29 protein-coding genes and 1 pseudogene are annotated in these 16,792 nt (G+C 64.9%); all 30 read right to left on the reverse strand.

Going from position 1 to position 16,792, the window contains the following annotated elements; all coding sequences use genetic code 11:
- Positions 1-194: pseudogene (locus CEQ44_RS06810) on the reverse strand (single-stranded DNA-binding protein); the annotation flags it as partial.
- A gap of 312 nt (positions 195-506) precedes the next feature.
- Positions 507-830 (reverse strand): hypothetical protein, encoded by a 324-nt coding sequence (locus tag CEQ44_RS06815; RefSeq protein WP_254913987.1) that lies wholly within the window; start codon positions 828-830, stop codon positions 507-509.
- Positions 831-943: 113 nt separating this feature from the next.
- Positions 944-1,207, reverse strand: coding sequence for a type II toxin-antitoxin system Phd/YefM family antitoxin (locus CEQ44_RS06820; RefSeq protein WP_088183861.1), 264 nt, complete (start codon positions 1,205-1,207; stop codon positions 944-946).
- 191 nt (positions 1,208-1,398) lie between these two features.
- Entirely contained in the window at positions 1,399-1,926 is a 528-nt protein-coding gene (locus CEQ44_RS06825; RefSeq protein WP_088183860.1) for a DUF736 domain-containing protein, read from the reverse strand.
- A gap of 167 nt (positions 1,927-2,093) precedes the next feature.
- Positions 2,094-2,414: a hypothetical protein gene (locus CEQ44_RS06830; protein ID WP_088183859.1), complete on the reverse strand. Its 321-nt coding sequence runs from the start codon at positions 2,412-2,414 to the stop codon at positions 2,094-2,096.
- Between the two features lie 62 nt (positions 2,415-2,476).
- Positions 2,477-3,175 (reverse strand): hypothetical protein, encoded by a 699-nt coding sequence (locus CEQ44_RS06835; protein ID WP_088183873.1) that lies wholly within the window; start codon positions 3,173-3,175, stop codon positions 2,477-2,479.
- Complete coding sequence (locus CEQ44_RS06840) at positions 3,165-3,674, reverse strand: hypothetical protein (RefSeq protein WP_176400293.1); 510 nt, start codon at positions 3,672-3,674, stop codon at positions 3,165-3,167. The genes CEQ44_RS06835 and CEQ44_RS06840 overlap by 11 nt, the downstream gene beginning before the upstream one ends.
- A 139-nt stretch (positions 3,675-3,813) precedes the next feature.
- Positions 3,814-4,143: a hypothetical protein gene (locus CEQ44_RS06845; RefSeq protein ID WP_088183858.1), complete on the reverse strand. Its 330-nt coding sequence runs from the start codon at positions 4,141-4,143 to the stop codon at positions 3,814-3,816.
- Between the two features lie 231 nt (positions 4,144-4,374).
- On the reverse strand, positions 4,375-4,725 hold the full coding sequence (locus tag CEQ44_RS06855) for a DUF3768 domain-containing protein (protein ID WP_088183856.1): 351 nt from the start codon (positions 4,723-4,725) through the stop codon (positions 4,375-4,377).
- On the reverse strand, positions 4,722-5,678 hold the full coding sequence (locus CEQ44_RS06860; RefSeq protein WP_088183855.1) for a hypothetical protein: 957 nt from the start codon (positions 5,676-5,678) through the stop codon (positions 4,722-4,724). The genes CEQ44_RS06855 and CEQ44_RS06860 overlap by 4 nt, the downstream gene beginning before the upstream one ends.
- 70 nt (positions 5,679-5,748) lie before the next feature.
- On the reverse strand, positions 5,749-6,204 hold the full coding sequence (locus tag CEQ44_RS06865; protein WP_088183854.1) for a macro domain-containing protein: 456 nt from the start codon (positions 6,202-6,204) through the stop codon (positions 5,749-5,751).
- A 61-nt stretch (positions 6,205-6,265) separates the two neighbouring features.
- Positions 6,266-6,511, reverse strand: a complete 246-nt coding sequence (locus CEQ44_RS06870) for a hypothetical protein (RefSeq protein WP_088183853.1) — start codon at positions 6,509-6,511, stop codon at positions 6,266-6,268.
- A complete protein-coding gene (locus CEQ44_RS06875) occupies positions 6,505-6,759 on the reverse strand; it encodes a hypothetical protein (RefSeq protein ID WP_088183852.1) in 255 nt (84 codons plus the stop codon). Before CEQ44_RS06875 ends, CEQ44_RS06870 begins: the two co-directional genes overlap by 7 nt.
- Before the next feature lie 2 nt (positions 6,760-6,761).
- Positions 6,762-7,157 (reverse strand): hypothetical protein, encoded by a 396-nt coding sequence (locus tag CEQ44_RS06880; protein ID WP_088183851.1) that lies wholly within the window; start codon positions 7,155-7,157, stop codon positions 6,762-6,764.
- Between the two features lies 1 nt (position 7,158).
- Positions 7,159-7,971, reverse strand: a complete 813-nt coding sequence (locus tag CEQ44_RS06885; RefSeq protein ID WP_088183850.1) for a hypothetical protein — start codon at positions 7,969-7,971, stop codon at positions 7,159-7,161.
- Between the two features lie 14 nt (positions 7,972-7,985).
- Positions 7,986-8,162 carry a hypothetical protein gene (locus CEQ44_RS24315; protein ID WP_176400292.1) on the reverse strand — a complete coding sequence of 59 codons (177 nt, stop codon included), beginning with the start codon at positions 8,160-8,162 and terminating at the stop codon, positions 7,986-7,988.
- The gene (locus CEQ44_RS06890; RefSeq protein ID WP_176400291.1) at positions 8,159-9,586 is read right to left on the reverse strand and encodes a hypothetical protein; all 1,428 of its coding nucleotides are present in this window, start codon (positions 9,584-9,586) and stop codon (positions 8,159-8,161) included. The genes CEQ44_RS24315 and CEQ44_RS06890 overlap by 4 nt, the downstream gene beginning before the upstream one ends.
- On the reverse strand, positions 9,583-10,044 hold the full coding sequence (locus CEQ44_RS06895) for a hypothetical protein (RefSeq protein WP_088183872.1): 462 nt from the start codon (positions 10,042-10,044) through the stop codon (positions 9,583-9,585). Before CEQ44_RS06895 ends, CEQ44_RS06890 begins: the two co-directional genes overlap by 4 nt.
- 11 nt (positions 10,045-10,055) lie before the next feature.
- Positions 10,056-10,700: a hypothetical protein gene (locus tag CEQ44_RS06900; RefSeq protein WP_088183849.1), complete on the reverse strand. Its 645-nt coding sequence runs from the start codon at positions 10,698-10,700 to the stop codon at positions 10,056-10,058.
- A gap of 58 nt (positions 10,701-10,758) precedes the next feature.
- A complete protein-coding gene (locus CEQ44_RS06905) occupies positions 10,759-11,079 on the reverse strand; it encodes a hypothetical protein (protein WP_088183848.1) in 321 nt (106 codons plus the stop codon).
- 6 nt (positions 11,080-11,085) lie between these two features.
- Complete coding sequence (locus tag CEQ44_RS24945) at positions 11,086-11,565, reverse strand: hypothetical protein (RefSeq protein WP_254913986.1); 480 nt, start codon at positions 11,563-11,565, stop codon at positions 11,086-11,088.
- Between the two features lie 18 nt (positions 11,566-11,583).
- Positions 11,584-11,805 carry a hypothetical protein gene (locus CEQ44_RS06915; protein ID WP_088183847.1) on the reverse strand — a complete coding sequence of 74 codons (222 nt, stop codon included), beginning with the start codon at positions 11,803-11,805 and terminating at the stop codon, positions 11,584-11,586.
- Between the two features lies 1 nt (position 11,806).
- Positions 11,807-12,247, reverse strand: coding sequence for a hypothetical protein (locus CEQ44_RS06920; RefSeq protein WP_140419319.1), 441 nt, complete (start codon positions 12,245-12,247; stop codon positions 11,807-11,809).
- A 43-nt stretch (positions 12,248-12,290) separates the two neighbouring features.
- Positions 12,291-12,428, reverse strand: coding sequence for a hypothetical protein (locus CEQ44_RS24320; protein WP_176400290.1), 138 nt, complete (start codon positions 12,426-12,428; stop codon positions 12,291-12,293).
- Positions 12,429-12,608: 180 nt separating this feature from the next.
- The gene (locus CEQ44_RS06925) at positions 12,609-13,097 is read right to left on the reverse strand and encodes a hypothetical protein (protein WP_088183845.1); all 489 of its coding nucleotides are present in this window, start codon (positions 13,095-13,097) and stop codon (positions 12,609-12,611) included.
- On the reverse strand, positions 13,097-13,411 hold the full coding sequence (locus CEQ44_RS06930; RefSeq protein WP_088183844.1) for a hypothetical protein: 315 nt from the start codon (positions 13,409-13,411) through the stop codon (positions 13,097-13,099). The genes CEQ44_RS06925 and CEQ44_RS06930 overlap by 1 nt, the downstream gene beginning before the upstream one ends.
- Entirely contained in the window at positions 13,408-14,241 is an 834-nt protein-coding gene (locus tag CEQ44_RS06935) for a PRTRC system ThiF family protein (RefSeq protein WP_088183843.1), read from the reverse strand. The genes CEQ44_RS06930 and CEQ44_RS06935 overlap by 4 nt, the downstream gene beginning before the upstream one ends.
- Entirely contained in the window at positions 14,231-14,890 is a 660-nt protein-coding gene (locus CEQ44_RS06940) for a PRTRC system protein A (RefSeq protein WP_088183842.1), read from the reverse strand. Before CEQ44_RS06940 ends, CEQ44_RS06935 begins: the two co-directional genes overlap by 11 nt.
- Positions 14,887-15,720 carry a PRTRC system protein B gene (locus CEQ44_RS06945; protein WP_088183841.1) on the reverse strand — a complete coding sequence of 278 codons (834 nt, stop codon included), beginning with the start codon at positions 15,718-15,720 and terminating at the stop codon, positions 14,887-14,889. Before CEQ44_RS06945 ends, CEQ44_RS06940 begins: the two co-directional genes overlap by 4 nt.
- Complete coding sequence (locus CEQ44_RS06950) at positions 15,713-16,747, reverse strand: hypothetical protein (RefSeq protein WP_254913985.1); 1,035 nt, start codon at positions 16,745-16,747, stop codon at positions 15,713-15,715. The genes CEQ44_RS06945 and CEQ44_RS06950 overlap by 8 nt, the downstream gene beginning before the upstream one ends.
- Positions 16,748-16,792 lie beyond the last annotated feature (45 nt).

The raw sequence follows: 16,792 nt of genomic DNA on the forward strand, positions 1-16,792 counted from the left end.
GCCGCTTTGCCGAGACCGTTGAAGCAGGTGACCTTGTGGAATTCGGTCTCCTTAGCGGTATAGCCAGTGGCTTCGTCCACATAGGTCTTGCCGTCCCGAAGCTTTACACGGTCCGTCGCGACAATGAGGGTGGTGACGGAACCGCGCGTGTCGGGATCCTTGGCGACCCGGCCCGCGATATTGACATTGTTCATGGTGATGCTCCTTGTTGGGTCCAGCGGCCTTCCCGCCGGTGACACCGACGAGCGGCGTGTTGGGGGCGAGCCGCACCGGAGCGCATGCGAAGGGGAACCCGTGAAGGGAGCTGGCGCGGGCAGCCGCGAAGCGGCAACACGGGCGACTGGAAGGGGTTGCGGATCGGCCTCATCTCGCCGCAGGTGTCAGGAACAGGCGAAGGAAGGCCGCCGGACCGGACAAGGTCCGGCACCGTCGGATCAGGATCGATCGGCGCTCGATGACCACGACAGAGCCGGTGCGCTCTTCACTCGCGGTCGCAGTTCGGGAGGTTAGGACGTCCGATTGGTCTGGACGATCTTGCGTGCGTCAAAAGCCGCGAGCCATTTGGTCCGCACAAGATCGTAGAGCGCGGCCGGAAGGAGACCGTAGGCGACGTCGGCATTCTTCTCGGCGGGAACAGGGCGAAGGTCGGGACCGGGCCATTGAAACCGGTTTGCTTCGGTGAGCACGATCCAGGATCGCGCATCATCGAGGCCGAGGCGCTTTTTCGTGCCGGCGGGGATATCCACGGCAAGACGCTCATCGGTGGGCGGCGTGTGCGTGACGGGCAAGACGGTAACCAGCGGTTGCCCGTTCCTGGTCGCTACCGTCAAAAGGACGGCGCAAGGCCGATCCTTGCTGCCATCTTCGCTGCCGGCGCGGGCTTCATGGCTCCATAGGAAAGAATATCGGACGACGAGGCCGGGAACCGGTATCGGAAGCGGCATCAATTATCCCGGAGTTCGTCGTCGAATTTGGCGGCCTCGGCCGGTGCGCGCGACGCGGCGATTGCGGCCCGATCCTCATCGGTGAAATCATCCAGTGCGAGCACTTCGCGATCACGGCTCTTGAGCCGCTGATATTCCGTGGCCGACATGAGCACCAGACTATCATGGCCGTGATGGGTGATGGTAAGAGGCGCGACCAGTGCCTGACGGCTGATACGGCCAAAGGCCTTCGAGGCTTCGACGGAACTGACGGACTGGGGCATGACGTTTCTCCTATCCGGAAAATACGGAGTTTCCGGAGGAATTGCAAGACCAATGCCAGAACGCTTCCCTGAAGCGGATGGAGCATGAGCGCGCGGGCGAACAAAAACAGGGCCCGCTTGCTATGGTGGCGAAGCGAGCCCTGCGAGTTAGCCGCGCGCCGGTGGAACGCGCGGCCGGGGGATCGAAGGCGTCAGTCGGCCATCTCGGGGGTGCGGCGCCGACGGCCGGCCTGTGCAGGCTCGCCGCCGGCCTGACCGGGTTCGCCGCCGAACGCACCTTCCGCCGAGGATTCGCCGAGCCCATCGGTGCCGGCACCGGCGGGAGCGGCAGGCGTGTCCGCACCCGGCAGCGGCGGCAGGCCATCGTCGGAAGCGACCGTGTCGGCGGGCGCATCGCGGCGACGGTTCGGCCGCGACCAGACGATGTTGTAGGAACCGTCCTCCTGGCGGAACGCCGAGATGTAGAGCGGCTTATCGAGGCTCGGATCTTCGATCTTGCCGTTGAGGAAGGTCTCGCCGGTCGAGTTGGACGCCAGCTCGAACAGCGCGCCGACCTGCACCCACTGGCGGGCGGCCGACAGGGCGAGGATCTCGAACTTGGGCGCGCGCGGGTTGTTCGACTGCACGGTGCGCAGTGCGATCACGATCGCCACGGTCAGCGTCGAGATCTTGCCGGTGTAGGTGCCGCTGGCGTTCTGGGTGATGGTGCCGATGTTCATGGGTAGTCTCCTGAGTTGTGCGCTCGAACCCCTTGTCCGAACACCTTCTCTCACCCACTCAGCTCCTCGGCCGTTCGGCCGAGTAAGGCGCGCCAGCGCCGCTCCGACTTGGCGCCTCTACGGCGCCGTCGGGTTTGTTCTTGATCGTCCTGGGGCCGTCGTGGGCGTCAGTCGGTGGGCGGCGCCGCCGGTTTGCGCCACAGCGCGATGATGTCCTGCATCTCCTCGGCAAAGCCGAGGCTATCGATATAGACGGCACCGCGATTGTTCTGGCCGAGAAAGCCGATGACGGTCGTGATGTCGTTGGCGACCGCGATGTCGAGGCCGAACATGTCGGCGATCTCGAAATGGCCAAGGTCCGGACCGTTCCACCAGGCCATAAGGAAGTTGGCGACGCGGCGTGCCTGACCGGTGTCGCTCATCGCGATGGGCAAAAGGCGTGTCAGCGCCGCACGCGCCGCGTCATAGTCGGTCGGAATCGAGGTCATCGTCTTTCTCCGCTCTCCGAACCTATAGGTCTGAACTCCGCGAGCAACCGCTTGTGTGCGGATCAGAGGCGAAGCGGCGCGGGCATGGCAAGCCAGTCGGGTTGATCGTCCATGAGCGGCACGTCAAAATCCGCGGCCTCGGCTCCGCTGAATACCCGAGCGAGCACCAGCCGGTCATATCCGGTCGTGTCGTTCCAGAAGCTGAGACCATATTCGGCATGCTGGAGCGCTAGCACGAACCCGTCGGCGCCTTCGTCGCGCGCACGATCGAGCGCGCGATCGAGCATCCGACGGGTGCTGCCATATTCGATGTCGGCCTCGGTGATGACGACATAGCCGCCCCCGAATTCGTCGGCGCGCAGACGATCATGGTCAGCTGCCCATTCGAACCCGAACGGCAGCGCCGATCGGGCGCAGCGCTGGAGCAGATTGGCGGCGGTCTCAACGCCGAACTGCTCGCCCGAGAGGAAGATGACGACCTGCCCTTCGGCATCGGGCTCACCGATGTCGATGTCGAAGTCGAGCATCGGGTAATTCTGGTCGGGGAAGAGTTCGAGCAAACCGTCGAACGGGCTCAGCTCGGTGCGCGGGAAGAGCGCGGCGAAATCCGCGCCGATTGTCGCATAATGCGCCTCGATCGCGTCGAGGCCGATATCGGCGTCGCCGATCATCTCGATCGCGGCAACGACGCGGCGCAGAAGGTCGGCCTCGGCGGCAGCGACCGCCAGGCCGAACGCGGCCTTGGTGTAGCTATTCGACATGCGCTGATCCTTCCGCATGAGAGAGGGTGTCGGTCGCACCATCGGGTTCGAGGACGGCGCCTTCGACGACCAGCGGCGGCACGACGAAATCGGCCGCTTCGAAGTATGCGAGCGCCGCTTCAAGCGAGCCAAGGCGCTCGATGGTCTCGCGGTCGATCATCGCCACATCGTCTTCGGAGACGGCAAAGGACCGCGGAGCGCCGGTTCCACTGAATACAACCCGTTCCGGACCCCACTGCCCGGAATAGCTGCCACACCAGCGGACGAATGGGAGGGCGTTTGCTACGCACCAGATCTCGAGCTCGTCGAATTGGCCGCCCGCGACCTCGTGGGCGAAAAGGCTGAGTGGGTCTCCGGGGACGTAGTGGTGGGCCGCGAAGGGTTCGCCGTCCCACTCTATGGCCAGGCCTTCGCTGGAGACGACATCGCAAAGCTCCTCAAATGCGAATGCAGTGAGCGATCCACCGATAACGATCGATGCTGAAACACGGTCTGCCATAACGGCTCCTTGATCATCGGTGCTGTGGGCACGCGACGCTAGGCGCTGCCGGCAGCGCCGGCGACGCGGTGGGGTGAAGACGAGTGGGTGGCGGCCGTGTCGGCCGCGCGATCAGCTGGGCGGAGACGTCAGCGGCTGATCAGTGGATCGAGCCGAAGAGCGACCGCTTGGCCGCGGCCTGGTGCTGTCCGTCTTTCATGCCGATCGTTTCATGCATCTCTGCATCGAGCGCAGCGGCGAGACCAATGGGCACCTCGACGTAGGGGGCGACGACGGCGATCGCGGCCTCGGCCGTCAGAAGTTCTCCGGGCTCGGTGCCGAACCAGATCAGCGCCTCGCCTTCATCAGGCTCGTCTTCGGTGCGGAAGAAGACCTGTGCGAAGAAAGTCTGGAGCGGCCGGTCCCAGCCGACGGTCGCGCGGACGACATGCGGCTGATCGGCCTTGGGCTGAAGGTCATGCCGGCTCATCTGGTCGTCCTCCGAATCCTGTGTTGCACATGCCGCGCAGCGCCTTCGGCGCTGCTGATGGCCTTGCCCGCCGCCGAGGCGGCCTGGCGCGCGCCTGCCTGCCGAAGCAGAGTACGGGCTTCGCGCAGACGCTCAACCGCTATTGCTATCGCCTGCCCATGTTCGGGACCGGCCGGTGTGATCCGCCGCATGACGTGTCTCCGGATTGGCTGTTCGAAAGATGGGGGATGGTCAATCGTCGCTCGGGAGCATGATCGTCATCACCCGTGTGGTGACCAGCGGGTCGGCGGGATCCTCGGACCCCCATTCGAGCGAGAGATCGTAATAGTCGATCGTGAAGCGGATGGCATGGCCGGCGGCGACGAGGTCGCCCCGTGCGCGCTCGCAGCCATCCCCGGGCTTGAACACGTAGCGGCGGATAGCGGCCATCAACTCGGCTTGGGCCAGGATTTCGCGCGCCATGCCGCCCTCTCCTGCGAGCGTTGCGAGGCAGGCGGCGGTGATGACGATGCGCGCGGTGCGATCGAAACCTTGGCGGCACCGGTCGTTGAGCATCGCGATACGGCATGTTCGGTCGGTCATGTTGTCTCCATCAAGCTCGCGTTGAAGCTATCGAGCCATTCCTCCATCGTGGGACGCTCGCTCACCGGCACGATGCTGGCGGCGTCCTGGAAGCGGACGAGGTCGGTCGGCGCGTCGCGGCGGATCGCGTCGATCTCGGCCTCGGGAAGAAGCCATTCGGCGCGGATAAAATCGGTGATCCTGCCGGGCTTGGTCTTGGTCGACTTGCGCCAGAGACCCTCGACGGTGCGAAGCCGCGGTTCGGCCCGCGCTTCGATCAGGACAATCAGCCGCAGGCACCATGTCGGCAGCGCGCGCACCTCGTCAGGCCGGATCGCGCCGCAGAAGAAGCAGCTCGACTTGGGCGGCACCGGGAGCCCGGCGGCTTCGATGCGCGCGACGCAGCGGTCACGCGTCCAGCCCCATTCCCGCAACGGATAGCGGCACGCGAAGAGCGGGTCATCGATCGCGACCGCATGGGCGTAGCGGCGCGTGTCGGCGGGCGAGGCATCGTAGCCGATCAGGCGAACGACCTTCTGGCCGCGCGCCCATGCGGCCTCGGCGGGCGCCCATCGTTTGAGGAAAGCGTCCTGCGGGGCCACTTTCCATTTGAGCGAGCAACTGTGCCGCCCCAGGCTGATGCTGGGGAGCGTCGCATTGGTCAGTACATTGGCGAGGATCGAATAATAGGGCGGCCAGTGCTTGAAGCGCTGCGGGACATAGCGCACCACTTCGTAAGGGATGTGCCGCGCCGCCATCCAGGCGGCGATGAGCTTTTGATATTCGTAGGTCGCCGGCTTCTCGGCACCCGGGTCGGCGGTGAGAACGAGATCCGGCACTTCGCCGCGCGCTTCAAGCTCGATGAGGAGCGCGGTGGAATCAACGCCGATGCCATAAGCGAGAACGACCGGCGGCGGTGCGCCAACGGTGAGATAGTCTACCTGCCTGTGCAGGGCCGTCGGAAGGACTGACATCGGGGGCCTCGGGCTTGAAAGGCGACAAGTCGCCGCCTCCCCCGAAGCCCCCTCCCCTCACTCCGGCGTGTCAGCCGGTGAAGTCCACACAGGTATGATCGAGGCCTTCGAGTTCCGTGTCGATGATCGCGCTGATGACGGACCAGTCGCCACCGCCTAACCCGGCGCCGATTTTCGGATAGCCGATGCGACTGTTGGCGAAGTCGTGCGCGATCGCTCGCATGACGCGGTGGACCGCGTCATAATCGGCCTTCACGCCCGATCCTTTCCAGTGGAACTGCGTGTAGGCGTTGACGATGATGATCGTCCTGCCGTTGGTTTCGACCTTGGCCGACGAATAGGTGCCGAGTTTGGCGGCGCTGCCCTTCTCCGTCCGGAGATCCGCCGCGTAGGCGGTCGGAAACTGCTGCTTGATGGAAAGCGCGATGCCCCTGCCCATGACGCATTGGCAGTTGCAGCCGTGGATGATGACATCGAATTCGCCCGTTTGAGCGAGGGCGAGCAAGTCGCCGCGTACGATCCGCATCAGACGTTCCTTTCTTCAAAGCGCGGCATTGCGCCGCGTCTTCGAATTCCCCTCTCCTCTTTCATGGCGCCGCCGCCCCGTCGCCGCGCTGGACGGCCTCGGCGACGCCCTGGATGTCGGCGAGCGCCATGTCGAGCCTGCGCACGGCCTCTTCGGCACCGCTACATCCTTCGCTCGACGCGAGCTCGATCATCAGGAACGTGAAGAGGGTATCGCCGGCCTCGCGGGCTTCTTCGACGTCCTGCACATGGGCAAAGTCCCCATTGCCGTAGGCCTCGGCGCACGCGCGTTGGAATGAGTTCAGCATGGTCGGGAATCCTGATCGAGGGTTGCGAGATGGGCCCAGCACGCTTCGAGCGCGGCATCGAGCGTGGGACAATCGGCCAGCGACCGCGACGCAGCGCCGGCGGCGGTGATGACGCGCGCATTCGGAATCCAGACCGGGTCGGCCAGCCCTTCGGGCCAATTATGGAAGCCGTGCGGGTAGGCGGTGATCGAATAAGGTGCCCATAGCTTGGCGTGAAGCCGCGTATAGCGAGCGACGTAGACGGACATGGTCAGTCCTTTCGATCGGATTGCGATGTTGCCGGTTCGCCGAGCAGCACGACGGCGATCGACGGCTTTTCGTCGTCGGGAAGGGTGCGGCTGTCGAAGACCTGCCGCCCGCCTTTCCCGATCGTCAGCATATCGAACACCGGCGAGCGGCCGCCATTGGCGTTCGGGATAGTCGCGCCCTGGTCGTGATACTGGATGTCCACGAAGCTCGGAGCCGCGCCTCCCTGATACTCGCCGAAGAAGAAGGTGATGCGCCGACCGTCCGACGTCTTCGCGCTGATCGTGAAATTGCCGTCGGGAATGTCGACCGGCAGCGTCGGCACGTCGTTGAAGCGTGCAAAGCCGATGCTTGTCGCATCGGCCGCGGTCATGACGGGCAAGGTCGTGATGTCGGCCATGTCAGATCTCCTGCGGTGGAAAGAGCGGAAGTGTCGGGTGGGCGAGCGGCAGCGCCTTGGGATACGGCAGGCGCGGGAGTGCGCGGCCTCGGCGGCGCGCTTCCCGGGTAAGTTCGAAGCAATAGGCGTAGAGGCCGGCCTGCCGGTGGCGGACGAGCAGCCGCTCGCGTTCGAGCCGCCAAAGCCACGCGGAGGGATCCTCGAACATCTTCGGCCTCGGGAGACCGAGGGCAACGAGCCCTCCGATCGCGCCCACATGTCCTTGTTCACCAAGACGGATCTTCGAGAGGGTTCGTCCAGAGATCGTCTTGCCCGCAGCGCGCAGCACGGTCCTGGGGCTGGTCACGGCGCGGTGCGCGGCCGAGAGGGCGCAATAGACGCGGCCAATATGGCCGGCGCCGGGGTCGCTGTAGGATACCACGGCCTCGATGTTCGGTCGCTCCCTGCGAAGGTGCCGGAAGGCGCGGGCGACGAAGAAGCTCTCGCCGTTCTGCGGCACCGCGTCGGTGAGGATGAGGCGCGCAAGGACGCAACCGCTTTCGGGGTCATCGAACCCGGTGTGTCTGGTGATAACGGCGTTCGTCGTCGGAACGGCGAAGACGGCAACGCCTTCGAGCACGGCGTTGCGGCCGAAGAGCCCGACCGCGACCCGCGCGGCGGGATAGCTCTGCAGATAGTGGTGCTGCTCGATGAAGGCGCGGGCCACGTTGTGGTCGATGACATCGATGGTGTAGGCCTTGGGATCGATGACGGTGAGGTCGTGCGCCCACAGCGCCCGACGCTCCCGCCAGCGCTGGCTGCGGGTCGTTTCCATGATGGTGGTCCCGGTCAGAGCAGCTTGGGCTGCTGTGCGTGCTGCTCGACGATGTCGCGAGCGAATTCTTCGGCCCCGTCCTGATCGGCGCAGGGGAAGCCGGCGAGGGTCCAGAACCGCCATCCCAAAGGCGCCGGACCGATACGCGTGGTGATGGCGAAACCGGCGACTTCCAAGCGGATGTCGGTCATTTTGCGGCTTTCTGGGCGTGAATCGGCGCAAAACCCGGGTTACGTCCAGAATGGATGTATCCGGGGATAGTGCTTTGAGGGAGGGGAGCGCGGGTGCTATGATCCGCGCAAAGTCGTGTTGCACCGCCAAAGGTACGGAGGCTTGCGGCCATGGACGCGCGGAGATGCTTCTGATTGGTGATCAGCATTTCCGGCTGCAGGCAGTCGCCGGTCACCGTGATGTAGCCATCGGCTGGTTCGCCATCTGACAATTCAATGAGGATGCGATGTCCACGCCCCGGTACTTTGCCGGCATGGCGCGCCGTAAATTCGCCGAGGCGAGCGGTGAGACCCTTGGCCACCTTGCCCCAGCGGATATGGCCCGCGCCCAGGGTTTCTCCCGAGCGCACACCGCGCTCCAGCCAGATCCTGAAATGTGCCCTTTGCTGGATCAGCGAGTTGCGGGTTCGCTCCATGACGCGGCACAGAGGCAGATGCCTTGCATGCGCATCGATAACCTCAAGATATCGGTCGTGGGCGGCGACTAGAATCTCGTCAAAGTCGCGGCCGCCGAGCAATACGCTGAGCTTTGCCGGCTGGACGGGATCGGCTGCCAGACGTTGCACGTCGTCCTCGGTTCGCAAGGCTGGAGCGCCGGCGGTCGCTTCGGCGACTGAAAGGAAACCAGTCGCGGCCACGACAATGAGCGTCGCCTGCTCGGCCCCGGGCCGTTCTTGGAGCAGCGGCATAAGCGCCGCGTGCGGGGGACAATCAGTGGTCTCCGCTCGGGACAGCATGCCCGCTTCGGGCGCGCCGAGGATCAACAGGCGCCGGCTCCAGCTCGTCGGCCTCGGGGCGTCCGAGGGTTGTGGCCAGGCGCTGGGAAGCGGACGCGCATAATCCGGTGTTGCAGGCTGCAGGTCCGGCGTCGGTCGATCCGCTGCGATCAGCGCGCGCCGCGCGACGTCGAACAGATCCTCGGTATCACCGCCGCCATCGTGAAAGCCGGTCATGTAAGCGGCTTTGAGGCGAATCTCGGTGGTACTGCCGCTCTGAGCGTCGGGGTGTCGGCAGACCCAGCCTGCCTGGGCCGCATACCAGCCGTTCGCGAACTGGACCGACTTGTTCCAGTCAAAGCCATGCAGGTCGCGGCCGCGCAGGATCGCCACCTCGCGTTCGTCGCCCTCGGACCTGGCAACGCGCCGTTCGGTGAAGGCGAAGTTGCGCGCCTGGCGCAAGAGCTCCTGCTCGGCCTGGATCGCGTCCATCACCGGCCGCATTGTCTCGACCCGCTCGCGTGAACGCGCCATGCGATCCTCGGCAGGCACATCGCGCGGCAGGTCCGGAAACGTCCGCCACGCGTCTGCCATCAGGGCGGCGTGGGCAGGCAGACGGCCGCGCGCAATCCAGGTCTCCGGGTCGGCAGGATCGAATACGGCGGTCATGTGGCCGTCCCGTCAGTCTGGACGCCGAGCATCCGCGGGGTGAGCGCGCCGAGCATCGTTCGGGTCGTCTCATAGCGTGCCGTGAGATCATGGACGGTTGCTTGCACCACGGCATTGGGCGGTGCGGCGGGGACGATGAATCGGAATGGCAGCACGTCGGCGATCATTTCGGGAAACAGCGGGCGCAGGATGATGGCCGACAGCCGAGACGCGACCTCTTCGATCGCCTTGGCTTTGGCGTAGCGCACGGTCCCGGCCGGCGCCTCGAGGTGCGCCATCGGCGCGATGACGTCTTCGATCCTCGCGAAATAGGCGTCGCGTGGGCCAATGCCGAAATTCGAGCGATAGGAGATCAGCCGCTGGCGCTCTGGCGAGAGCTCCGTCATGGGCACGTAGACGCGGTAGGCATAAGTCGGCGGATCGATGCCGATGCGTGTGCGGGTGGCGACGATTTGCATGGCGCCCTCCATCAGGCGAACAGGCGGGTCGGCGAGGCCGGCGCGGCGCTGAGCTGAAGCTCGCGGCGGAGCCGTCCGGCGAAGCGGTCCGGAGAGAGCAGGTCCCGGATGGATGCGAAGCGATTGCGGTCGCCGATATGATCGTCGCGTCCGCGCACCCGGCGGTACATCAGTTCGCGATCAGGCCCGAGAGCTCCAAGGCTGAGCTGAACCCAGACCTCCTCGCCATGGAGGGTGATGTCGCCTGAGCAGGCTGGCCCGGCTTTTTGGGAGCGAACCTCGAAACCGGCCTCGGCGAGCTGCAGGGCCTCGGCCAGCCGGCGCATCGCGGTTCGCCCTTCGCTGTGGAACGCCCGCTTTGCGGCATCGTCATAGCTCACACCTCGCCGCGCGAGCGTCAGCAGGGTCGGATGGCGCCGGATTTCTGCGATTTGATCCATGCATGCGTGGCGCAACTGCATGTCGCCTGGTCGCGACAGGGTGACCGCGGTGAGGTGGCGCACGAGCAAGACCACGGCTGGATCATCTTCCAGCTGCTTGCCCGCATTACGGCAATCGGTGATCGCGGCCTGGATCGCGTGAAGCGTCGTGGCGATGGTCGTGAGGGCGCTGGGATCCAGGGCCTGTTGGTGTCTGAAGGCAACATCATAGTGCATGGGGGATCTCCGGCTTGGAGCGCTCGTCACGCTCGGAGCCCCTGCCCCCCTCTCCTTTTCACCGGATGCTCAGAGATCGGCCTCGGTCCACATGGTCGCCAGACCTGTCAGCTTGATCCAAGTGGACTTCCGCAGCGCGGCCGAGGCAAGGCCAGGACGGATCGTCGTCCCGGAGGCCGGTTGCGCGCAGGAGTTCCGTCGAATCCCAGCCGAAATCGGCGGAAAAGCTTTGAGCTACGCTCTGCGCGTGATCGGCGCCGCAATTGATGGCCGATTGCCGAAGGTGATGGACGAGCTGATCGAACTCGTTTGGATTGTCGATTCTGGAGGGCTTGCGTTCGCGGCGCAGCTGGTCGCGGCGTGCCTCGAAGGAGGTCATGGCCGGTCAGCCGGCACAGGAGTAAGGGGGCGCAAGAACCTCGAGATGGCTGGTTTCGACGAGCTCGGTTTTTTGGGTCCGTTCGCGGGACGTCATGTCGAGCCTGACGTAGAAGCCGGCGAAATGCGTGCGCACGATCGTGCCTTCGCGGTTCCGGAAGCGGTCGCCGCCAACACGCGGGCGCTCAAGGATCCGCACGCGGGCGCCGATCCCGGGTTGGAGCGGAGCCCATTGAGCGAGGTCATCGCTCTCGGCGCCGCAATCGTCGCAGGAGGTCGAGTCGAAAAGTCCGGTTATCGTCCAGTCCTGGATGGCGATGTCCCAGCGCGCGGCGGCGTCGCGGGCAAGATTCTCGCTACCGCAGGTTCTACACAGAGGTCGGAGGGGCAACGGGCGGCGGACCGTTTGGACATCGTCTGCGCTGGTCCCGGCAACGGGATTATCGGAATGAGGGGCACTCATGAAAACCTCCGGGCGTTCGGGCATTCGGGGTTGAAAGGGCGATTATTCCTTGTCGTGGCGCGGCGCGCAGGACCCGGTGGCAGGGCGGCGCGACGTTGGTCCGGATTGGCGACAGGTGTCGCTCGATGGCCAGAAGTCGGATTCCATGACCGCGTGCCTGGCCGCCGATCGGCTGTTCCAGCGCCAATTCTTGTCGGTGATGAGAGAACCGTCGCGCCGCCGCGCGATCCATCCGCCTTCGGGGTCCTTCTCTATACGGCGCATGTCAGCGTTCCTCGGCTTGGGCGACCGCGCGATCGAGCCTCGCAGCCTCATGGCGCAGCCAATCGGGGACATTGCCTCCGAACGCGGCGAGCAAGGCCTTTGCGCTCGACAGCACTTCCGTAACGCTCTCGGTCTCGCGGACGATCAGAACCCGTCGCTCGTCATGGTCGGCAACAAGTTGCCTGTTTTCGGAAACGAGTTTCCGGATGAGGGCGGCGGCTTCATCGCAGATGATGTGGTGGACAAGGCCGAACTCGCTGTTCGAACGGTAGCTGGCGAGCCGGTTGGCAAGGTCGCCAGCAGAGTCTTGGCCGTTGGACATTGGATTGCACGCAGAAAGCTGGACATCGACGGTGAACTGCTCTCCCGGCTCATCTGCGGTTTTGATCGTCCCGCGCCAGATGAAGCGATCATATCCATAGTCGCGCGCGAATTTCGCCAATGCCTTGGCGCAATTGGCTTCTGCTGAATCGTCGTATGACATGTCATTTCGCCTCCTGAAGGTCAGCTGCGGCGCACAGGCAGCAGTCGTTCTCCACCGTGTCGGCCGGTTCGCGAGGATCGCCGATCACGGGACCGTGCGAGGAGAGCGCGCGGAGATTTTCGGCGGGTTGGGGTCGCATCGGGCATCTCCACCTGGATCACACCTCGCTCATCCCCTCTCCTCTCCATGCCGCGCGGTAGAACTGGTTCAGCGGCACCACTCGACTACGGCCCACATGCGTTTCCGAGACATCCTGTCGTGCGACGTGAATGGGCATTGCGAGCGGCGTGGCCGAGACGGTGTCGGTGGGCGTGCTCGATCACTCGGACTCGATGCTCTGCTCGCTGAGGATAGCGACTGCCCGCCTCAGGCCACCGTCGCCGGTCTCGTTGAGTATTTCGATATGCGGGATTTTCGTGCGCATGGCGGCGATCGCGGTCGCTATCGGGCGCTTTTTCAGCGGATAGGTGTAAACCTTGCCGTCTTCGATCGTGATGATATTGGTCCGCAGTCGACGGCGCAGCAGCGCCATGTTTTCGGCCTCGTCCATGAGGAAAGCCACTTCATGTTCGAGAGTCGGTGGTAGTGGAATGCCGTGGAATGTCCGGCCGGGCCGATTGGCTTTGAGCCAACTCTCGACCTCGGCCTCGGTAAGGACGCCCGCCTGGCGATAGTCATCCGCACCGCCCTGGCCGCGGTTGCCGGCAAGGAAGGCCAGACGGCCGTCGATCCACAGCTCCGCCGTATAGCAGTCGCAATCCCGGGACAGTTGCTTGATGATCTTCAGCTTGCGGAGCTCGAACAACATCAGAATATCTCCCTGGTGGGCATTGCAGCTTGCGCCGAAGGCATCTTGGGAGCCCGGTGTCGGCGGCCAGGTCCTGGGCCGATGGCGCGAGCAATGGGCCCCGCATAGACTCCGCAGGCCGCCCAATAGGCCGCGACCGGGGGCTTGCGGCCGCGCCAGCTGCGTTCCCCGCGCAAGCGGGCATCGTTCTGGATGTCGAGGAGGATATCCTGAAGAGCAAGACGGGCTTCGGGGCTGAGCGCGCGAAGCCGGCATAGCGACGGCAGCGTCAGGATGGGATTGCGCACCTCGGCCCTGTTAGAACGCTCGTTCATCGCAGGGCTCCCGCCAATGGGCCCGCATCGTCCTGGCCCAACTCAGGAGCGGATTGGCGATTGCCGATCGATCTATCGGTCGCTGGCAGCGGAATCGCCACGCATTGTCCGCTGGCCAGGTTGATGAAGGCCCCAGCGTGGCCGATGGACCCGCGGCCGATCAGGTCAAAAAGGAGGGCGAGCGCGTGGCTTGCCAAAACCCGGTTCAGGAAGAGGGATTGCCGTTCGAGAGCCTCGGCGACCGAACAGGAGGGGGCGTTGTCCTCGCCCTGGCTCACATCGGCGATTTCCGGGAAAGATTCGAGGACGGTCGGCAGGCGCTGTCGGTCGTCACAATTTTCCCGTCGCGGCCGGCCGATCAGATATTGTCCGTCGCTCGCGCGGTTGCCGAGATCCATCCAGTAGGTCGGCTTCTTGGAGCCATCATCCAGCGCGGCGCCAAGCGCGCGACGGGCCGAGGCGGTGTCGACGCAGCTGATGAGGATATCGGCGCCCGTGATGTCGAACGCAGCCGGCGCACGGCCGTGAACGGCTTCCCAGGTGAGGCCATGCGCGAGGTTGATCCTCTCGGTGAGCGTACGGGCTTTCGAGTTGCCGAGATCACACCGGTAGAATGGCTGCCGGCCCAGATTGGCCTCGCTGACGGTATCGTCGTCGATCACCGTGACGGCGAGCAACCGCGAGGAGATCGCGCGAAGGGCCGTGTCGAGCGACGCGAGTCCCATGAGCATCTGCGCCCCGTTCCCACCGCAACCGACAAGGACGATCTTGATCGCGCGATTATCGAAGCCAGCGGGAAGATAGTGGCGATGCGGGGGTTCAGGTTGCATTGTCGTCTCCTGAAAAGGGGCTGCGCGGCACGGCCAGGAACATGCCACCGGCGCACAATCGCGACGCGAAGTCGGGACCGTCGGCATGGCTGAGCCGGCCGATCACGAGCGATATTTTCGTCGTGTGGGCGTCATCGCGGTCGTCGGTGGCGCTGAAGAAGGCTGGGCCATGCGCATGGCTGTGGATGTCGCAGACCAAGTGCTGGTTCGACTGCAGGACCGGGGGGCGATAGACGAGCCGCGAGGGGGTCGCCTCTTCGATCTGGGGCAAGTGTAGTGAGAATTGCCGGGAATCCTCGTCCCAGATGACGAAGGCCGCGGCTTCGTTGGGCAGCCCCGCGCGGAAGTGATCGAGGATCCGATCAAGGAGGTCTCGCGGTATCAGGCCACAGCGAAGATTCGCGCGCCGTTTGCCCGCACTTCCGTATGGCAGATAGGCCGGAATGGGCGGCGTGACGGGGACATCGAGTTCGAGCCAAGGACGTCGAACGATGAGGACGGCGCCGTCAGAACCGATGGCGAGGCAGTGCCCCGTCCGGGAGGCACGCACGGTATCCAGCGCAGGCGAGCGGCCGCTCGGGGGCATCGGATAGCAGGGCACCTCGGCGAGGATCGCGGCGGCGGTCGGGTCGTCGGCGAGGATGGTCATCGCCTTACGCTTTCCGCAATGAGCTTTCCGACCGTCACCGGTTCGGTCGCCGCCGCACCCGATTTCCGGGACGTTTGCGGTCGCCCGCGGGTAAACGGCTTGAGGCGCTTCGTCGGGAAGCGGATCGCCCGGCGCGCGGCAAGATCGTCCCAGAGCCCGACGAGGCCGCCCTTGCCCGTAATTGTACGCTCTTGGCCCGCGTTGGGGTGCGTCGACCAGGAGTCGAACAGCGCACGCTCGAAATCGGGGATAGCGGCGACCCCCAGCGTTTTCGGCCTCGGGATGTTGCCCCAGCAAAGCGATCCATCGACGTAGACATTGAGGATGGGCGAGTGGAGCGCCCGGGTGCCGGCGGTCGGTCGCTGGTTCTCCGGAAGCGCATAGACGCCGAGGCCGCGTCGGGTGGCGACGAACAGATGCGCTGGATACGGGACCGGCGCGATCATCCTTTGGGAGAGCGCTCGCAAGGCGGCAGGGGGCCTGCTCAGATTGAAAAATGCCGGGCGCACCTGCTCCGGCGTCCACCAGGCGAGTACGTCCGGGTGCGCAACGAGCACATTGTCTGGCAAAATCTCGGGCGGTGCGGCTCGACCGAGGGCCTCGGTCCATTGGCGCAGGTGTGCGCGGGACAGCGGCGCGCCTGCGGCGATCGTCGGCCCGTCATCGTCGCTATGCTCGACTTGATGGATGCTGGCGAATGCGAGCGCGTCCGGCCGAGGGGCACCATAATGACTGGAATTTCGAGGCGTCTCGGTCTGGTAAAGCAGGATGGCCGTGGTGAGCACCATGCCGCCCGTGGTTCCTTCGAAGTGAGAAGCGTGGTCAGACATGGCGGCCCCCTAGTTTTTCCGGTTCGAGTTGGATCAGGTGCTGGGCAGCGAGCAGGAATTCCGCGCCGACGCGGAGCGATGCGAACCAGTCGTCGATGAAATTGGGGTCGGGCAGCGGGCAGAGGCCAGCGATGTCCATGAAGCCGTATTCCATGCCGTGGCGGCCGACGTCGTCGACCTCGGCCGCGAAGAACTCGACAGGTACGAGGGTCAGCGGCGGCAGGCTCGAGCATTCCTCGATATCGGGGATGTATTCGTAGAGGATGTCGGAATTGAACCGCCAGGCGCTGCGATCATCCGGGACTCGCCGGAGGGCATCATGCGTTCGGCGTAGCGTTCGCAAGGCTCTGCGCAGTCCGCTCGGGAGCTTCGCGAGCGGCGCGGAATTCGCCTTGCTCATCCATTCGGGTTTCTTGGCGGCCATCTTCGACGGGAGGGTGAGTTCGTCGAGATCATCAGGGTCTGCGCCGTGATAGTCGATGAGGCACTGAAGCGCGCCATCGTCTTCGGTCTCGCCCTCCCAATAGTACATCGAAATTTCATTGAAGAGGTCCTGGTAGCCGAAGATCGGCAAGGTGGTGCCCAAGGTCTCTTCGAGCGCGGCGTAGCAGGCCGCACGCCAGGAAATGGGGGCTTCGCTGCTCTCGATCCATCCGAGATCGAGTTGACCGATGCTATCGCAGATAAGGACAATCGCGGGCTGTCCCACGTGCTCGCCGTTGAGCACGACGGTTCGCAGGTTCGCGAACGTCAGGGGTTCGAGGATCCCGAGAACTGCGGCGTTGAAAGCGCGCTCGATATGCCGGCGAGCGGCGCTGCGCGTATATTGCTGAACCGATGGGTCGTGCGACGCGACCCATTCCCCGATCAGCTTGTGGAGAGGCGAGAGCGGCTGGTCGAAACTGACGGGGATGTCCGCCGAAAGCGCGACCGATCGTCCGGCAAGATCAGCCGAGCGGGGGGAGGCGGAGGTCGGAGGGCGGTTGAAGTGATTCCGTGGCCTCGTCCGGGTGGGCGTGCCGGGCAACCATGATCTGGGCATGGATGGCCTGGGCCTGCCTGCTGCAGGGAG

Origin of the sequence: Sphingobium sp. Z007, from assembly GCF_900013425.1 — a bacterium.
Classification (GTDB): Bacteria; Pseudomonadota; Alphaproteobacteria; order Sphingomonadales; family Sphingomonadaceae; genus Sphingobium.

What these genes read in the sequence shown, in the direction of transcription:
- CEQ44_RS24315 (WP_176400292.1), bottom strand. Translation starts at nt 8,162, where the DNA reads ATGACCGACATCCGCTTGGAAGTCGCCGGTTTCGCCATCACCACGCGT.
- CEQ44_RS06835 (WP_088183873.1), bottom strand. Translation starts at nt 3,175, where the DNA reads ATGTCGAATAGCTACACCAAGGCCGCGTTCGGCCTGGCGGTCGCTGCC.
- CEQ44_RS06945 (WP_088183841.1), bottom strand. Translation starts at nt 15,720, where the DNA reads ATGTCTGACCACGCTTCTCACTTCGAAGGAACCACGGGCGGCATGGTG.
- CEQ44_RS06845 (WP_088183858.1), bottom strand. Translation starts at nt 4,143, where the DNA reads ATGAGCCGGCATGACCTTCAGCCCAAGGCCGATCAGCCGCATGTCGTC.
- CEQ44_RS06870 (WP_088183853.1), bottom strand. Translation starts at nt 6,511, where the DNA reads ATGCTGAACTCATTCCAACGCGCGTGCGCCGAGGCCTACGGCAATGGG.
- CEQ44_RS06875 (WP_088183852.1), bottom strand. Translation starts at nt 6,759, where the DNA reads ATGTCCGTCTACGTCGCTCGCTATACGCGGCTTCACGCCAAGCTATGG.
- CEQ44_RS06825 (WP_088183860.1), bottom strand. Translation starts at nt 1,926, where the DNA reads ATGAACATCGGCACCATCACCCAGAACGCCAGCGGCACCTACACCGGC.
- CEQ44_RS06885 (WP_088183850.1), bottom strand. Translation starts at nt 7,971, where the DNA reads ATGGAAACGACCCGCAGCCAGCGCTGGCGGGAGCGTCGGGCGCTGTGG.
- CEQ44_RS06880 (WP_088183851.1), bottom strand. Translation starts at nt 7,157, where the DNA reads ATGGCCGACATCACGACCTTGCCCGTCATGACCGCGGCCGATGCGACA.
- CEQ44_RS06865 (WP_088183854.1), bottom strand. Translation starts at nt 6,204, where the DNA reads ATGCGGATCGTACGCGGCGACTTGCTCGCCCTCGCTCAAACGGGCGAA.
- CEQ44_RS06900 (WP_088183849.1), bottom strand. Translation starts at nt 10,700, where the DNA reads ATGCACTATGATGTTGCCTTCAGACACCAACAGGCCCTGGATCCCAGC.
- CEQ44_RS06890 (WP_176400291.1), bottom strand. Translation starts at nt 9,586, where the DNA reads ATGACCGCCGTATTCGATCCTGCCGACCCGGAGACCTGGATTGCGCGC.
- CEQ44_RS06935 (WP_088183843.1), bottom strand. Translation starts at nt 14,241, where the DNA reads ATGCAACCTGAACCCCCGCATCGCCACTATCTTCCCGCTGGCTTCGAT.
- CEQ44_RS06820 (WP_088183861.1), bottom strand. Translation starts at nt 1,207, where the DNA reads ATGCCCCAGTCCGTCAGTTCCGTCGAAGCCTCGAAGGCCTTTGGCCGT.
- CEQ44_RS06855 (WP_088183856.1), bottom strand. Translation starts at nt 4,725, where the DNA reads ATGACCGACCGAACATGCCGTATCGCGATGCTCAACGACCGGTGCCGC.
- CEQ44_RS06860 (WP_088183855.1), bottom strand. Translation starts at nt 5,678, where the DNA reads ATGTCAGTCCTTCCGACGGCCCTGCACAGGCAGGTAGACTATCTCACC.
- CEQ44_RS24945 (WP_254913986.1), bottom strand. Translation starts at nt 11,565, where the DNA reads ATGCCCGAACGCCCGGAGGTTTTCATGAGTGCCCCTCATTCCGATAAT.
- CEQ44_RS06925 (WP_088183845.1), bottom strand. Translation starts at nt 13,097, where the DNA reads ATGTTGTTCGAGCTCCGCAAGCTGAAGATCATCAAGCAACTGTCCCGG.
- CEQ44_RS24320 (WP_176400290.1), bottom strand. Translation starts at nt 12,428, where the DNA reads ATGCGACCCCAACCCGCCGAAAATCTCCGCGCGCTCTCCTCGCACGGT.
- CEQ44_RS06895 (WP_088183872.1), bottom strand. Translation starts at nt 10,044, where the DNA reads ATGCAAATCGTCGCCACCCGCACACGCATCGGCATCGATCCGCCGACT.
- CEQ44_RS06915 (WP_088183847.1), bottom strand. Translation starts at nt 11,805, where the DNA reads ATGCGCCGTATAGAGAAGGACCCCGAAGGCGGATGGATCGCGCGGCGG.
- CEQ44_RS06830 (WP_088183859.1), bottom strand. Translation starts at nt 2,414, where the DNA reads ATGACCTCGATTCCGACCGACTATGACGCGGCGCGTGCGGCGCTGACA.
- CEQ44_RS06930 (WP_088183844.1), bottom strand. Translation starts at nt 13,411, where the DNA reads ATGAACGAGCGTTCTAACAGGGCCGAGGTGCGCAATCCCATCCTGACG.
- CEQ44_RS06940 (WP_088183842.1), bottom strand. Translation starts at nt 14,890, where the DNA reads ATGACCATCCTCGCCGACGACCCGACCGCCGCCGCGATCCTCGCCGAG.
- CEQ44_RS06905 (WP_088183848.1), bottom strand. Translation starts at nt 11,079, where the DNA reads ATGACCTCCTTCGAGGCACGCCGCGACCAGCTGCGCCGCGAACGCAAG.
- CEQ44_RS06840 (WP_176400293.1), bottom strand. Translation starts at nt 3,674, where the DNA reads ATGGCAGACCGTGTTTCAGCATCGATCGTTATCGGTGGATCGCTCACT.